This window comes from Burkholderia sp. 4NA327C6 (genome assembly GCF_005502655.1).
GTDB classification, from domain to species: domain Bacteria; phylum Pseudomonadota; class Gammaproteobacteria; order Burkholderiales; family Burkholderiaceae; genus Burkholderia; species Burkholderia contaminans.
Map to the genome: position 1 here is coordinate 155,220 of NZ_SCNZ01000008.1, position 15,620 is coordinate 170,839.

Annotated in this window: 11 protein-coding genes; 3 read left to right on the forward strand and 8 right to left on the reverse strand. The window is 67.1% G+C overall.

The features are described from left to right. Positions 1-89: 89 nt before the first annotated feature. The gene (locus tag FFS49_RS11210; protein WP_105815612.1) at positions 90-1,676 is read right to left on the reverse strand and encodes a methyl-accepting chemotaxis protein; all 1,587 of its coding nucleotides are present in this window, start codon (positions 1,674-1,676) and stop codon (positions 90-92) included. Between the two features lie 140 nt (positions 1,677-1,816). Then, complete coding sequence (locus FFS49_RS11215) at positions 1,817-3,337, reverse strand: sensor domain-containing diguanylate cyclase (RefSeq protein ID WP_105815613.1); 1,521 nt, start codon at positions 3,335-3,337, stop codon at positions 1,817-1,819. A 360-nt stretch (positions 3,338-3,697) separates the two neighbouring features. On the opposite strand from FFS49_RS11215, the gene FFS49_RS11220 reads away from it, so the two are divergent. Beyond that, on the forward strand, positions 3,698-4,993 hold the full coding sequence (locus tag FFS49_RS11220; protein WP_039356098.1) for an MFS transporter: 1,296 nt from the start codon (positions 3,698-3,700) through the stop codon (positions 4,991-4,993). A 61-nt stretch (positions 4,994-5,054) separates the two neighbouring features. Continuing rightward, positions 5,055-5,837, forward strand: a complete 783-nt coding sequence (locus FFS49_RS11225) for a substrate-binding domain-containing protein (RefSeq protein WP_039356100.1) — start codon at positions 5,055-5,057, stop codon at positions 5,835-5,837. A 24-nt stretch (positions 5,838-5,861) separates the two neighbouring features. Here the strand turns inward: FFS49_RS11225 and dctA are convergent, their stop codons facing one another. The 5 genes from dctA to FFS49_RS11250 all read right to left on the reverse strand — a co-directional run bounded on the left by dctA (position 5,862) and on the right by FFS49_RS11250 (position 12,565). Then, complete coding sequence (gene dctA / locus FFS49_RS11230) at positions 5,862-7,202, reverse strand: C4-dicarboxylate transporter DctA (protein WP_105815614.1); 1,341 nt, start codon at positions 7,200-7,202, stop codon at positions 5,862-5,864. A 34-nt stretch (positions 7,203-7,236) separates the two neighbouring features. Then, entirely contained in the window at positions 7,237-8,160 is a 924-nt protein-coding gene (locus FFS49_RS11235) for a LysR family transcriptional regulator (RefSeq protein ID WP_039356228.1), read from the reverse strand. Between the two features lie 173 nt (positions 8,161-8,333). Further along, the gene (locus FFS49_RS11240) at positions 8,334-9,515 is read right to left on the reverse strand and encodes a fumarylacetoacetate hydrolase family protein (RefSeq protein WP_039356105.1); all 1,182 of its coding nucleotides are present in this window, start codon (positions 9,513-9,515) and stop codon (positions 8,334-8,336) included. Between the two features lie 33 nt (positions 9,516-9,548). Then, the gene (locus FFS49_RS11245) at positions 9,549-11,330 is read right to left on the reverse strand and encodes an IlvD/Edd family dehydratase (protein WP_105815615.1); all 1,782 of its coding nucleotides are present in this window, start codon (positions 11,328-11,330) and stop codon (positions 9,549-9,551) included. 197 nt (positions 11,331-11,527) lie between these two features. Beyond that, positions 11,528-12,565, reverse strand: coding sequence for a LacI family DNA-binding transcriptional regulator (locus tag FFS49_RS11250; RefSeq protein ID WP_171026753.1), 1,038 nt, complete (start codon positions 12,563-12,565; stop codon positions 11,528-11,530). Positions 12,566-12,863: 298 nt separating this feature from the next. Here FFS49_RS11250 and FFS49_RS11255 point away from each other — a divergent pair, with 298 nt between their 5' ends. Next, positions 12,864-14,210, forward strand: a complete 1,347-nt coding sequence (locus tag FFS49_RS11255; protein ID WP_105815617.1) for an MFS transporter — start codon at positions 12,864-12,866, stop codon at positions 14,208-14,210. 204 nt (positions 14,211-14,414) lie between these two features. Here the strand turns inward: FFS49_RS11255 and FFS49_RS11260 are convergent, their stop codons facing one another. After that, positions 14,415-15,581, reverse strand: a complete 1,167-nt coding sequence (locus FFS49_RS11260) for a pyridoxal phosphate-dependent aminotransferase (protein WP_105815618.1) — start codon at positions 15,579-15,581, stop codon at positions 14,415-14,417. Between the last annotated feature and the right edge of the window lie 39 nt (positions 15,582-15,620).

Sequence of the window (15,620 nt, forward strand, 5' to 3'; positions counted from 1 at the left end):
ATGAAAATTCCCACTATCTGGTTAATTCCGGATGCTGAGCATGTCGGGCACTGGATTCGATGCGTCCATCGAGGGCGTGCGGCGGGAGGCTATGCGCCGGCCGCCCGCGTGTCGAGCCGGAACAGCGAGACCGCCTCGGCAAGCCGGCCTCCCTGTTCCTCGAGCGACTTCGATGCGGCGGCTGCCTGTTCGACGAGCGCCGCGTTCTGCTGGGTGACTTCGTCCATTTGCGTAATGGCCAGATTCACCTGCTCGATGCCGCGGCTCTGCTCGTTCGACGCGGCAGCGATCTCGCCCATGATGTCGGTCACGCGCGCAATCGCATGCGTGACCTGGTTCATCGTCTCGCCCGCGTTGTTGGCGATATGCGAGCCGTCCTGGACTTTCCGGACCGATTGCGAGATCAGCTCGCGAATTTCCTTCGCGGCGCTCGACGAGCGCTGCGCGAGACTCCGGACTTCGCTGGCCACCACGGCGAAGCCGCGGCCCTGTTCGCCGGCGCGGGCGGCCTCCACGGCCGCGTTGAGCGCGAGGATGTTGGTCTGGAAGGCGATCCCTTCGATGATCGCGGTGATCTCGGCGATTTTGGCGGAGCTGGCGCTGATGTCCGTCATCGTGTCGACCATCAGGCCGACCGCCGTGCTGCCGCGCTGGGCGACTTCCGATGCGTTGTTGGCCAGCCCGCTCGCCTGCTGCGCGTTGTCGGCGTTCAGGCGCACGGTGGAGGTCAGTTGCTCCATGCTCGACGCGGTTTCCTGCAACGAGGCGGCCTGCTGTTCCGTGCGGGACGACAGGTCCTGGTTGCCGGACGCGATTTCGCCGGCGCCCGTCGCGACGTTGCTCGATGCTGTACGGACCTCCGAGATCAGGCGGATCAGGTTCGCCTGCATGTCGCGCATCGAAGCCAGGACGCTGCCGGCCGGCGCGGCGCCGGTCGTGGATTCGGCGCCGAGGTTGCCGGCGGCGATATGGCCGGCGATCTCGCTGAGCACGGCAGGCTCCGTGCCCAACGCGCGCAGCAGGCCGCGGGTGATGAAGAGGCCGGAGATCGCGGCCGCGGCGGCGGCGGCGATGCTGATCGCGATCAGCATCAGTCGTCGCGACGTATAACGGTCGTCCGATTCCTTCACCAGTTGGGCGGCCATCGTACGCGAGAACGTCGCATACGCATCGGTGGCCGCGACGAGCTGGGCCAGCAGCGGTCGGCACTGTTCGTTGATCATCGTGATCGCCTGATCGCGACGGTTGTTTGCCGCCGCTTCGACGATGGCGCGCGCCACGGGGCCGTACTGCGCCTCGACCGCCCCGATTTGCCGAACCAGTTCGCGGGCCTTGTCGGTCGCGCTGCTGCCCTCGCGGACTGCATTCGTCAGTTCGCCCAGCAGCGCGCCGACTTCGCGATCCGCCCGTAGTGCCGCTTCCTTCTCGATGTCCGCATCGCGCGTCCCGTTCGCCAGGACCTGGTTGCGGGCGGCGATCGCGCGCCGGTCGACCGCGGCGAGAATCTTGTCCGCCAGGGTCGCGCGGGCGTTGATGCCGTCGACATAGTTCTCGAATGCCGCGTTCGCGTTGCCGAGCGATACGATGCCGAGAATGGAGACGAGCAGAACCATGCACGTCAGGAGACTGAAAGCCAGGGTCAGCTTCGTGCGAACCGTGAATCGTTGATCATTCATGTGAGGACTCCAGTTTCGTTGACATCGAGTAGTTTTCCTTATTATCTGATTGGTACATGAACAATTGGGGACCATTTTCCGAGGCAATCGTTTGCGTATGCTCCGCCGCCGAAAAAAATGCTGACCCGCTGCGTGACCGGTCAAGCCAGGCGAGCGAGTTGTTCCGTTTCCGCGCAACACACCCGGTTCCGGCCTTCGCGCTTCGCACGATAAAGCGCCATGTCCGCCTGATGCGACAGCGCACGCACGGACGGCGGGCGCGCGCGATGGCCGGTCGCGCAGCCGATGCTGACGGTGAAGGCCGGAACGGTTTCCGCAAATCCGTCGAGCCGGTTGCGTTCGACTTCGCGGCGAATCGCCTCCGCCACCTGCGCGGCGCCGCTTTCGTCCGTATCCGGCAGCACCGCGACGAACTCCTCGCCGCCGTAGCGCGCGGCGAGATCGCCGCGCCGCCGCGTGTGGGCGCGGATGCATTCGGCGAGAAAGCGCAGTGCCGTGTCGCCCACCGCATGGCCGTGCCGGTCGTTGTACTGCTTGAAGTGGTCGGCATCGATGAACAGGATCGACAGGCTGCCGTTGCTGCCCCGCTGCAGCCGTTCCCATTCGTCGCCCAGCGCGATATCGAGCGCGCGGCGGTTGCACAGGCCCGTCAGCGGATCGGTCCGGGTGAGGTCCATGAGCAGCGTCTGCTTGCGCAGGTTGTCGCGCAGCGCAAACGCGAGCAGCCAGACCACCGTGCAGAAGAGTGCGCTGATCACGGTGGCGGACACGCCGACTGTCCACGACAGGCGCGTGATGCTCGCCAGCACGTCGCGCTCGGCCGGCGCGACGACGGCGATCAGCGGCGTGCCCGGCACCCGCTGGTACGTATACAGCCGCATGGTGCCGTCGATGACCGAACGAGCGGGGTAGAAGCCCGATTCGCTGTGCACCATCCGGTCGAAGGCTTTCGAGCGACGCAGGTGGTTCATCTGGTTGTCGTTCAACGACGGATTTCTCGCGAGGATCGAGCCGTCCTCGCGCAGGATCGCGCTGACCCCGTTCGGCCCGACATCGAGACCGGACAGGAGCTGCTCGAAATAGGCGATGTCGAGGGCGACCACCGCGATGCCGTTGAACGTATGATCCGGTCGCTCGATGCGCCGCGACAGCGCGATCGATTCCTTGCCGCCGCGCGAGCGTGCGCGATACGCCTCGGACACGTAGAGGCCGACGTTGTCGGCATCGCGATGGACCTTGAAGTAGTCGCGATCGCTGAAATCCCAACGATGGGTCGTGCCGCAGCATCCGTCGATCAACTGGCCGTGCCGGTCGGTCACGCCCATGCCGGTCACGTATTGCGCGGCCGTGCGCTCGAACAGCAGATCATGCCGCAGCCCGGCATCCATGCGCCGCACCGCGGGCTTGCCGAGATCGGACGCGAGCGCGACCAGCGCGTTGTTCGACGTTTCGACGGTGCGCGCGATCTGGCTCACCAGGACGGCGGCGACGTTGCGCGACGTCTCGTGCGCGTGGTCGATCACTTCGCTGCGCCCGATCCATAGCGTCGCCGCGCTGATCCCGAGCGCCGCCAGCGACATCAACGTGCCCAGCGCCCCGACGACAAGATGGTTGCGTCCGGCCCAGTCGGCGATTTTCTCGATCGAGGTGGTTGCGGCCATGCTCGTGCTCGTAGGGGATGCCGGCGGCAGTGGGGCCGGCGCGGGTCAAACCTGGGTTAACGGCACGGTTAACAGAAAATCGAGGCCCGCAGGGCCGCCCGCGGGCGCGAGCGATCGCGCACGAGGGCGCAAACGTGTGCGAGCCCGCCTGGCTCGTCCTGCAAAATCTTGCATCGGGCGTTCGCCGCGCGCGGAACGCGGTGCGGCGACATGCGCCGCCGGCACGTCGATTGATAACCCAACGACATCAATCCTTCCAAAAATTGCACTTATCGTTTGCCGGGCGACGAGCGAACATGGCGGAAAACGACAATCGATCCACCCCTCCCGCGTATTTCCGGATTTTCAGGAGACACCCCGATGCACCCCTCGTCCAGCCTTCCGAACGAACGTTCGAAGGCCGCCGCAGTTTTCCGCGTCACCGCCGGGAATTTTCTCGAGCAGTTCGACTTCTTCCTGTTCGGCTTCTACGCCACGCAAATCGCCAACGTTTTCTTTCCCGCGCAAAGCGAGTTCGCATCGCTGATGATGACCTTCGCCGTGTTCGGCGCCGGCTTCCTGATGCGGCCGCTGGGCGCCATCGTGCTGGGCGCGTATATCGACGACGTCGGCCGCCGCAAGGGCCTGATCGTCACGCTGTCCATCATGGCGAGCGGCACCATCCTGATCGCGTTTGTGCCGGGCTACGCGACGATCGGCCTGCTGGCACCCGCGCTCGTGCTGCTCGGGCGGCTGCTGCAGGGCTTCTCCGCGGGCGCGGAACTGGGCGGCGTATCGGTCTATCTCGCCGAGCTGGCCACGCCCGGCCGCAAGGGCTTCTTCACGAGCTGGCAGTCCGCCAGCCAGCAGGTCGCGATCGTCGTTGCCGCGGGCCTCGGCTTTGCGCTCAACCAATGGCTGAGCGCGTCGGCCATCGCCGCATGGGGATGGCGCGTGCCGTTCTTCGTCGGCTGCATGATCGTGCCGTTCATCTTCATGCTGCGCCGTAACCTGGAGGAAACCCAGGAGTTCAAGGCGCGCAAGCATCGCCCGGGCATGAAGGAAGTGTTCGGTACGCTGGTGCAGAACTGGGGCGTCGTGGTGGCCGGCATGATGCTGGTCGCGATGACCACCACGAGCTTCTACCTGATCACGGTCTACGCGCCGACCTTCGGCAAGACGGTGCTGCACCTGAGCACCGCCGACAGCCTGCTCGTGACGCTCTGCGTCGGCGTGTCGAACTTCGTGTGGCTGCCGATCGGCGGTGCGCTGTCCGACAGAATCGGCCGCCGGCCGTTGCTGGTCGGCATGACGGTGCTCACCGTCGTGACGGCTTACCCGGCGCTGTCGTTGCTTGCTCACGCGCCGTCGTTCGTCAACATGCTGCTCGTCCTCCTGTGGCTCTCGTTCATGTACGGGATCTACAACGGGGCAATGGTCGTGGCGCTCACGGAGGTGATGCCGGTGCAGGTGCGCGTCGCGGGCTTCTCGCTCGCGTACAGCCTCGCGACGGCCGTGTTCGGCGGTTTCACGCCCGCGATCTCGACCGCGCTCATTCACGCGACGGGCGACAAGGCCGCACCGGGCTACTGGATGAGCTTTGCCGCCGTGTGCGCGCTGCTTGCGACGTTCGCACTCTATCGTCGCCGCACGGCGACGCTGACGCCCGCGCATTGAAGCCCGGTCCATCCGGAATGCCTGCCAACACCTACGAATCCTCACGACCACGACCACGATCATGAGAAACCTGCTCCCGAAATTTTGCGCGGCCGCGCTCGTCCTTGCCACGGCAGTGGCTGCCAACGTGCAGGCCGCCGAACTGCACGTGATGAGCTCGGGCGGCTTCACCGCCGCCTACAAGCTGCTCGGCCCCCGGTTTGCGTCCAACACGGGTAACACGCTCGCTACCGCGCTCGGCCCGTCGATGGGCAAGTCGCCCGAAGCGATTCCGAACCGGCTCGCGCGCGGCGAGCCCGCCGACGCCGTCATCATGGTCGGCTATGCGCTGGACGACCTGATCAAGCAGGGCAAGGTCATCCCCGGATCGCGCGTCGAGCTGGCCGATTCGCGCATCGGCGTGGTCGTTCGCGACGGCTCGGCGAAACCCGACGTCGGTTCCCCCGAAGGTCTCAAGCAGGCGCTGCTGCACGCGAAGTCGATCGCCTACTCGGACAGCGCGAGCGGCGTGTATATCGAACGCGAGCTGTTCAGGAAGCTCGGCATCGAGGACCAGGTGAAGTCGAAGGCGAAGATGATTCCGCGGATTCCGGTGGCATCGGTCGTCGCGAACGGCGACTACGAAATCGGCTTCCAGCAGGTGAGCGAGCTGCTGCCGGTCAAGGGCGCGACGTTCGTCGGCAAGATTCCGGAATCGCTGCAGTCGGTCACGCGCTTCGCAGCCGGCATCCCTGTCGGCGCGCAGCATCCGGCGGAAGCGAAGGCGCTGCTCGACTATCTCGCGTCGCCCGACGTGCAGGCCGACGTGAAATCGACCGGGCTGGATTCCGTCCCCGCTCATTGAGGCTGATCGACGGGAAGGTTGGCGTCAGACCGCCTTCCCGTCGCCGCCACCGTCGCCGCCGGCATCCGCGGCGGCACGTTCCGCATCGACCCCGCTCGGGGATCCCGGCCCCCCTGCAGCAAGCCGCTGCGCAAGATGCGTGCGATCGCATGCGCCTTCCCACATCGACACGAAGATCACCGCGCACGCGTTGCTGATCACGCTCGTCAGCGCACGTGCCTCGGACATGAAGCGATCGATGCCGACCAGCAGTGCGACACCGGCGACGGGCAGGTCGGGCATGACGACAAGCGTGGCGACCAGCGCAACCAGCCCGCTTCCGGAAACGCCGGCCGCGCCCTTGGACGTGAGCAGCATGATGGCGAGCATCACGGCGATCTGCGACGCGGAAAGGGGCACGTCGCACGCCTGCGCGATGAACAGCGCGGCGAGCGTCAGATAGATCGCGGTACCGTCCAGATTGAACGAATAACCCGCCGGCAGCACGAGCCCCACGACGCCCTTGTCGCACCCGAGCGATTCCAGCTTGACGATCAGGCGTGGCAGCACGGGCTCCGAAGAGGACGTCGCGAGGACGATGAGCAATTCTTCGCGCAGGTAGCGCAAGAGCCGCCACAGCGCGAAGCCGTGCAGCCGCGCGAGCGGGGCGAGCACCAGTGCGACGAACAGCCCGCAGGCCACGTAGAACGACAGCATCAGCTTCGCGAGCGAGCCGATCGAGCCGATTCCGAAGCGGCCCACCGTGAAGGCCATCGCGCCGAATGCGCCGAGCGGCGCGAGCCGCATGATCATCGCGAGCACGCGAAAGACGACCTGGCCGACACCGTCGATCAGTGCAAGAACGGGTCGCCCGGCCCGCGGGTGTGCGTTCAGCGAGAAGCCGAACAGCAGCGACAGCAGCAGCACCGGCAACACTTCGCCTTTCTCGAACGCGCCGAGCATCGTATCGGGGATCACGCTCAGCCCGAACGCGACGAGCCCGTTCGGTTGCGCGTCCCTCACGTACGGCGCGAGGATGCGCGAATCGAGATGGTGGACGTCGATGTGCATGCCGGCGCCCGGTTGCAACACGAACGCGGTGATGAGCCCGATGGCGAGCGCGACGGCGGTGAGCAGATAGAAGAGCGCGAGCGCCCGCACGATCGTGCGGCCGATTGCCTGCCCGTTCGCCAGCGACGTGATGCCCGAGACGATCGTGCAGAACACGATCGGCGCGATGGTCATCCTCACGAGGCCGACGAACGCGTCGCTGAGCGGTTTGAACATCGCGCCTGCGTCCGGCCATACGTGACCGACGGTCACGCCGAGCAGCATCGCGAGCAGGACCTGCACGTAGAGCGATTTGAGCAGCCTGGCCAACCTCACGGAACGGTCTTCCTTCGTGTCTCTTGTGTCGTTGTCACACCGATGCATCGCTGTTCGCGATGCCGTCGCGCTTCGCGTCGACGATCATCCGGTGAAATGCTTCGGCGGCCGGCGTGAGCGGCCGTCCGCGCCGCTTGACGATGCCCACGCGGCGTTTGACGACCGGCTCGACGAGCGGCACGCTCGTGAGAATCGGGTGGTCGTGCCCGGGCATCGCCATCGAGGGCACCGCGGCGACGCCGAGCCCCGCCTCGATCAAGCCGAGCAGGGTCGTCACGTGGCGCGCTTCGCACACGCTCGGCCCCCGCGGCGCCACGGCGGCCAGCGCCTGGTCGAGCAACAGGCGGTTCCCGGAAGTCTTGTCCACCGACACGTAATCGTGCTCGTACAGTTCGTTCCAGGTAACGCGCTTCTTGCGCGCGAGTGGATGGTCGCGGCGGCAGGCAGCGACGAACCGCTCCTGGAGCAACATCTTGAACTCGATGTCGGATTCCTGGCTGCCCATGAAGCTCACGCCGAAATCGGCTTCGCCGCTGATGACGGCGCCCAGCACCTCGTTCGCGCTCGCGTCCAGCAGCTTGACCCGGATGCGCGGAAAGCGCTGATGATAGCGCGCGATGATGGCCGGCAGAAAGTAGTAGGCGACCGAGGGCACGCACGCGATGGTCACATGGCCCAGGCGGCTCGACGACACGTCGCGAATGCCGAGCAGGGCGGCATCGAGATCGTCGAGCAGCTGTTCGGCGCTCTGGGCGAACACGCGGCCGACCGTGGTGAGCGCGACGCGACGCGTGGTGCGCTCGAACAGGCGCACGCCGAGCGCTTCCTCGAGCTTGTCGATCCGGCGACTCAACGCGGGCTGGGAAATGCTGACCGATTCCGCGGCCTTGCGGAAACTGCCCGTTTCCACGACCGCGCGAAACGCCTGCAAGTCGTTCAAGTCGAAGTTGATCCCCACGGGCGCGTCTCCCCATCTCAGATGGGGCGTATTTTGCATGATTTCGCCGGGCGGCCGCATCGGCGCGGCACGCATTCGCGCCACCCTCGATCGCAACCGCGTGCGTGAGCGTGCGGCCTGGCCGTCGATCCGCCGCGCGTCGATGTCGATGGGGGGCGTCGAGCCTGCGGGCCTTACGGCGCAAGCAGGCCGCGTGCGGCCAGATTGGCATACAGCGCGCGCACGCCGAAGGTCCAAGGCGCGATCTCGGTGCACAGCCGCACGGTGTTGACGAGTGCGCCGAGCGCGGGCGTGGAGATCGTGACGCGGTCGCCGAGGTGATGCGTGAATCCGCCGCCAGGCGCGTCGCGGTCCTGGATCGGCGAAAACATCGTGCCGAGGAACAGCATGAAGCCGTCCGGATACTGGTGATGCGCGCCGCAGGTCTGCGCGACGAGGTCGGCCGGGTCGCGGCTGATCTCGCGCATGTGGCTGATGCCGTCGAGGACGAAGCCGTCGTCCGCGCCTTCGACGTGCAGCGACACGCTGGCCTCGCGCACGCTGTCCAGCGTGAAGCCCCCATCGAACAGCCGCACGAACGGGCCGATCGCGCACGAGCCGTTGTTGTCCTTGCATTTGCCGAGCAGCAGCGCCGAACGGCCTTCGATGTCGCGCAGGTTCACGTCGTTGCCGAGCGTCGCGCCCACCGGCCTGCCGTCGCTGGAAACCGCGAGGACGATCTCCGGCTCGGGGTTGTTCCATACCGATACCGGCAGCAGCCCCACGTCCGCGCCGAAGCCCACCGCCGACATCGGCTGCGCCTTCGAGAACACCTCGGCATCGGGGCCGATGCCGACTTCCATGTATTGCGACCACGCGCCGCGGCGCTCGAGTTCCGCCTTCAGCCGCATCGCGGCGTCCGAGCCCGGCACGATCTTCGACAGATCGGTGCCGATGGTGGCCGCGATGGTCGCGCGCACGTCCGCTGCTTTCACGGGGTCGCCGCCGGCCTGTTCCTCGATCACGCGCTCGATCAGGCTGACGGCGAAGGTGACGCCGCATGCCTTGACGGCCTGCACGTCGCACGGCGCGAGCAGGTGGGTCGCGCCGCGCGTGCCGTCGAGCGCCGCCTGCAGCAGCGGCTCGACGCGGCCGAGCGATTCGCCGGGCGCCGTGCGGGCGATGGCGGCCGCGTCGGGGCGGTCGAACAGGTCCGCGGTGGTCGGTACGGTGCGCGTGATGTCGATCACTTCGCCGTCGCGCACGGCAACGACGCTCGGGCCCGCATGGGCGCCGTCGTGCCGCCACACACGGCCGATCAGCAGCGCTTGCGCCAGGTCGTGCGGCAGGCAGTCGGAAACGGAAAGAGTACGCATGGTCAGCTCGGCAAGGGTCGTGGGCAGGGAGGGTCAGTGCGAATGGCGCGGGTTGCCGCGTTGTTCGATCACCTTCAGGTACAGCGTGGCGGGCTCGAGGCAGCCGCCGGTGGACAGCTGGCCGACGAACTGGCGATAGAGTGCCTGCCACGGCGTCTGCGCCTGCGGCACCGTGAAGCTCGCCGTCTCGCGACGGCGCGCGAGTTCATCCTCGTCCACGAGCACGTCGACGCTGCGGCGATTCAGGTCCACGCGAATGCGGTCGTTCGTGCGCAGCAGCGCCAGGCCGCCGCCGACCGCCGCCTCGGGCGACATGTTCAGGATCGACGGGCTGGCCGACGTACCGCTCTGGCGCCCGTCGCCCATGCAGGGCAGCGAGGTTACGCCGCGCTTCACGAGTTCGGCCGGCGGCGCCATGTTGACGACTTCCGCGCTGCCCGGGTAGCCGACCGTGCCGCAGCCGCGAATCACGAGGATGCAGCGCTCGTCGATGTTCAGCGCGGGATCGTTGATGCGCGCGTGGTAGTCCTCGGGGCCTTCGAACACGATCGCGCGCGCCTCGAACGTGTTCTCCGCGCCCGGCTCGGCCAGATAGGTCCGGCGGAACGCTTCACCGACCACCGACATCTTCATGATCGCGCTGTCGAAGAAGTTGCCCGACAGCACCATGAAGCCCGCGCCATGCTTGAGCGGTGCGTCGGGCGTGCGGATCACGTCGCGGTCGGCGTCGGGCGCGGTGTCGGCGATCTCGCCGATCGCGCGGCCGGACACGGTCGCGCAGTCGCGCCGCAGCAGGCCGGCCGCATCGAGCTGGCGCAGTACCGCGGGCACGCCGCCGGCGCGGTGGAAGCTCTCGCCGAGGTACTCGCCGGCCGGCATGCAGTTGACGAGCAGCGGCACGGCCTCGCCGAGGCGCTGCCAATCGTCCAGGCCCAGTTCGACGCCCATGTGGCGCGCGATCGCGATCAGGTGCGGCGGGCAGTTGGTCGATGCGCCGAGCGCGGACGCGACGACGATCGCATTCTCGAACGCCGCGCGCGTCATGATCGCCGACGGGCGCACGTCTTCGCGCACCAGCTCGACCGCGCGCTTGCCGGTGGCGTACGCCATCTGGCCGCGCTCGCGGTACGCGGCGGGGATGCTCGCGCAGCCCGGCAACGACATGCCGAGCGCCTCGGCCAGGCTGTTCATCGACAGCGCGGTGCCCATCGTGTTGCAATGGCCGATCGACGGCGACGAAGCCGTGGTCAGCTGCATGAAGCCTTCGTAGTCGATCTCGCCGGCGGCGAGCAGGTTGCGCGCATGCCAGATCACCGTGCCCGAGCCGACGCGCTTGCCGTCGTGCCAGCCGTCGAGCATCGGCCCGCCCGACAGCACGATCGCCGGCATGTCGACGGTCGCGGCTGCCATCAGGCAGGCGGGCGTGGTCTTGTCGCAGCCGGTGGTGAGCACCACGCCGTCCAGCGGAAAGCCGTGCAGCACTTCCACCAGCCCGAGGTACGCGAGGTTGCGGTCGAGCGCGGCGGTCGGCCGGCGGCTTTGCTCGGCCAGCGGATGCACGGGGAATTCCATCGGAATGCCGCCCGCATCGCGGATGCCCGCCTTCGTGCGCTCGGCCAGTTCGATGTGGTGGCGGTTGCACGGCGCGAGGTCGCTGCCCGTCTGCGCAATGCCGATCACGGGGCGGCCCGACTGCAACTCCTCGCGCGTCAATCCGTAGTTCATGAAGCGCTCGACATAGAGCGCGGTCATGTCGGCATGCGCGGGATCGTCGAACCATTCCTGGCTGCGCAGGCGGCGAGGCGTGTGTGACATGGCGGGCTGTCTCCGAAGGGGCTTTTCGTTCTGGCGCACCGGATAGTTACCGGTAACATCGTCTGGATGTTAGCACGGGTTTTTTGTGCGGAGGAAGGGTGTGTCGTGCGAGACGGGCGGCGCGAGGGCAGGGGGCGGGGCGTGGTTGCGTGCATCGCGGCCCGCCGATGCGCCGCCCCGCCGCGACCGTCAGCGCATCACGCGCTTTCGCGCGCGACGATCGTATAGTCGATGCGGATGCTTTGCGGCTCGGTGCGCTCGCCGCCGTCGCGCGCCTGCAGCGCGGCCAGCAACGCTTCGCCCGTGCGTCGCCCGATGCCGTACGCATCGACCGACACGGTCGTGATGGCCGGGTGGCAGCATGCGGCCACTTCGAAATTCCCGAATCCGGCCACGGCCATGTCCGCGGGCACGGACAGCCCGCGCCGGTGGCATTCCATGATCGCGCCGAACGCGGACATGTCGCTCACGCACATCACCGCATCGGTATCCGGCCATTGTTCGAGCAGCGCGGCCATCGCGGGCCCGCCATGGCCCATCGTGATCGGCGATTCGCCCAGCCGCACGATGCGCGGCTCACCGAGTTTCAGCGCCTTGATCTCCGCCTGGTATCCCTTGAGCCGGTCGAGGCCGCGCCGATCCAGCTCGCTCGCGCCGCCCAGAAAACCGATGCGCCGGTAGCCGCGCTCGGCCAGGTGGCGCACCATCGCCCGGGCGGCGCGCACGTTCGAGAAGCCGACGGCGGTGTCGATCGGATGCGTGGGCAGGTCCCACATCTCGACCACCGGAATCGCCGAGCGTTCGAGCACCTTGCGTGTCGCATCGGTGTGCTGCGCCCCCGTCAGCGCGATGCAGCGCGGCTGGTGCCGCAACATCGAGCGCACGAGCCGTTCCTCGCGTTCGAGATCGTAGTCGGTGTCGCCGAGCAGCAGCTGGAGACCTTCGGGTTCGAGCGCGTCGGTCAGGCCGCGCACGGTGTCGGAGAAGTTGGAGCTCGACAGCGACGGCACCAGCACCGCGACGAATTCCGAACGCCCCGACGACAGCGCGCCCGCGGCCGCGTCCGCCACGTAGCCGAGCTGGTCGATCGCCGCGCAGACCCGCGCGCGCGTCTCGGCGGCCACGCTGTGGCCGGCGAGCACGCGCGACACCGTCATCTTCGATACGCCGGCGAGGCGTGCTACGTCGGACATGCGGGGCGGCCCGGCAGGCCGGACGGCGGTGGGACTGGGCATCGGAATCGCGATCGGACGAAAGCTGGAAAGGCTACATCATACCGGTGCCGCATCCGCGTTCATGCGTGCCGCGCCGCCTCTTCGCGGCGATGCGCGTACTAGGGAAACCACGCGTTCGCCGGCGCTTGTACGCGCATGTTGCTGCGTGCTACCTTCCGATTCGTTACCGGTATCAGTGTGCCGATTGCTCCCCGCTGCCTCGTCGGCGTTTTTTTTGCCACGGAATGTTATCGGTAACATCAATGTGTCGAAGAACCCGCCGGTACGAAGAAGACCTACACAATCAGGAGACAGACCGATGCCATCCATTACGCAGGCCGCTGCCGCCCCGGCCGCGGCCGATTCATCCGACGACGCCCTGTATCGCAAGGTGATGCGGCGCATCCTGCCGTTGCTGCTGCTCTGTTATGTCGTGGCCTACCTGGATCGCGTGAACGTGGGCTTTGCGAAGCTGCAGATGCTCGACGACCTGAGCTTGAGCGACGGCGTCTATGCGCTCGGCGCCAGCATTTTCTTCTGGGGCTATTTCCTGTTCGAGATGCCCAGCAACCTGTTGCTGCACCGCTACGGCGCGCGCTTCTGGATCGCGCGGATCATGATCACGTGGGGCATCGTGTCGTCGTCGATGGCGTTCATCGTGCCGCTCGCGCAGTTCTTCCACGTGCAGACGTCCACGATGTTCTATGCATTGCGCTTCCTGCTCGGCCTGTGCGAAGCCGGCTTCTTTCCGGGCGTCATCCTGTACATGAATTACTGGTTTCCGGCGCGCCGCCAGAGCGTGGCCATGTCGGGCTTCCTGGTCGCGATCCCGCTGAGCCTGACGCTCGGCAGCGTGGTGTCCGGCTGGCTGATGGAGCACACGCACGGGCTGTCGGGCATGAGCGGCTGGCAATGGATGCTGCTGCTCGAAGGGCTGCCGTCGATCGTGGTGGCGTTCATCGTGCTCGCGTGCCTCGGCGACGGCCCGCAGTCGGCGAAGTGGCTGTCCGGCGACGAAAAGGCGCGGCTGGCGCGCAACCTCGACACCGAAGCCGCGCACAAGTCGCACAGCATCGGCGCCGCGCTGCGCAGCCCGCGCGTCTGGCTGCTCACCTTCATCCTGCTCACGTTCAATACCGGCTTCTACGGGCTGGCGTTCTGGCTGCCGTCGATCATTCGCGCGTCGGGCGTGCAGAGCCCGCTGCATATCGGTGTCCTGACCGCCATTCCGTACCTGACGGCAATCTTCGCGATGGTGTGGAACGCGTCGCACTCGCGCAAGACCGGCGAGCGCCGCCTGCACGCGGCGATTCCCGCGCTGATCGGCGGGGTCGGCCTGATCGCGAGCGCGGCGTTGGCGCACAACGTCGCGCTGTCGATCGTATTCCTGACCATCGCGACGTGCGGCATCCTCGCGCTGATGCCGATCTACTGGACCTTTCCGGGACAGATCCTCTCCGGCACGGCCGCGGCGGCCGGCATTGCGCTGATCAACTCGGTGGGCAACCTGTCCGGGTTCACGGGCTCGATGATCACCGGCGTCGCCAAGCAGGTGACCGGCGACATCAACAACGGCACCTATGCGCTGGGCGCGTGCCTGCTGGTCAGCTGCGTGCTGATCGCGGCGATTCCGCGCGACATCCTGCAGCCGCCGGCAGGGCGGTAGGGCGTTCGGCCGATGTGACGGTCGGCCGGGGCCGGGCATCGCGCTGTCCGGCCTCGGATGTCTTACGGCACGTGCATCGTCACAAGCGAGACTTTCGGCAAAAACACGATCTCGCGTGAGTTCGTTCGACCATCCCGCGCGACATGCGGGGTAACTCGAGCCACGGACGCTCGGCGCAGTACTCGGCTTTCTCGTGAGCGGCCGTCATGCGTCCTCCAGAGCGAGGCGCACCTTGTTTCCGAGCGTGCGCAACCGTTCGACCGGCTCGTTCGAGAACACGAAACGGACATACTGCTCGCCGTGTGCGACGCCGCATCCGGTCATCGCCGTCGCACATACGCCGCGGCTCAGCAACCGCTCCGACATCTGCGATCCGGTCAGGCCGAAGTCGGAGACACGCAGCAGCATCGACCAGCCGCCCGCCGGCATGCCGAACGGGAGCCCGGACAGTTCGGCGGCGATCGTGTCACGTCGCCTTTCGAGTTCGCTCACGTAGCCGGGCAGATCGGACGCGGAATGTTCGAGCGCAACCGCCGTAGCTTCCTGGGCAATGCCGACCGGTACCACGACATTGGCGAGCGACACCGCCACCAGATCGGGAATCAGCCATTCCGGCGCGACGATCCAGCCTACCCGCCAGCCGATCATGCGCAGTTCCTTCGACGCCGCGCCGACCGTCACCGTCCGCTCGGCCATGCCGGGCAGGCCGGCGGGATGGATGACCGTGCGTCCATCGAACAGCAGCCGCTCCATCGCACTGTCGAGGATCAGCAGCAGATCGTTCCGTACACACAGGCTCGCGATCAGTTGCCAGTCGGACGCGTCGAAGACACCGCCCGAAGGCATCGACGGAGACATCAGCAGCATGGCCCGCGTTTTCGGGCCGATTGCCGCCCGCAGCGCGGCCTGGTCCAGCTTCCATTCGCCGCCCGGCGTGAAGGCGAACGGGACTTGCCGCGGCACGCCGCCGGCCAGGCGGACGCGGTTCAGCAGGCCCGCGTACGTCGGATCGGTGACGATCACTTCGTCGCCAGTCTCGACGGTGGCAAGCAGCGTGTTCAGAATGCCGGAGAGCCCGCCCGCCGACACCACCACCTGGTCGGCCGTAAAGCGCTGCCCCGAAAGCGCCGACACGTGGGCGGCGGCGCTCGCGCGCAGCCGATTTTGACCGACGAATGGCAAATAGGAGTTGGCCGAGTCGCGCTCGATTGCCGCTCGGGTGAAGGCGAGCGCCTCTGCAGTGGGCGGGATGTCGGTATCGAGATTTTCGAGTCGCAACAGGTCGACGTCGGCATGATCGGCGATCGAACCCATGCGATCGACCCCGATGCCGGCAATGTGCTGCAGACGCGCAGGACGGTGGTGGCGCATCGAGCCTCCGGCTTTGTTACAATTTAATAGATAATATAT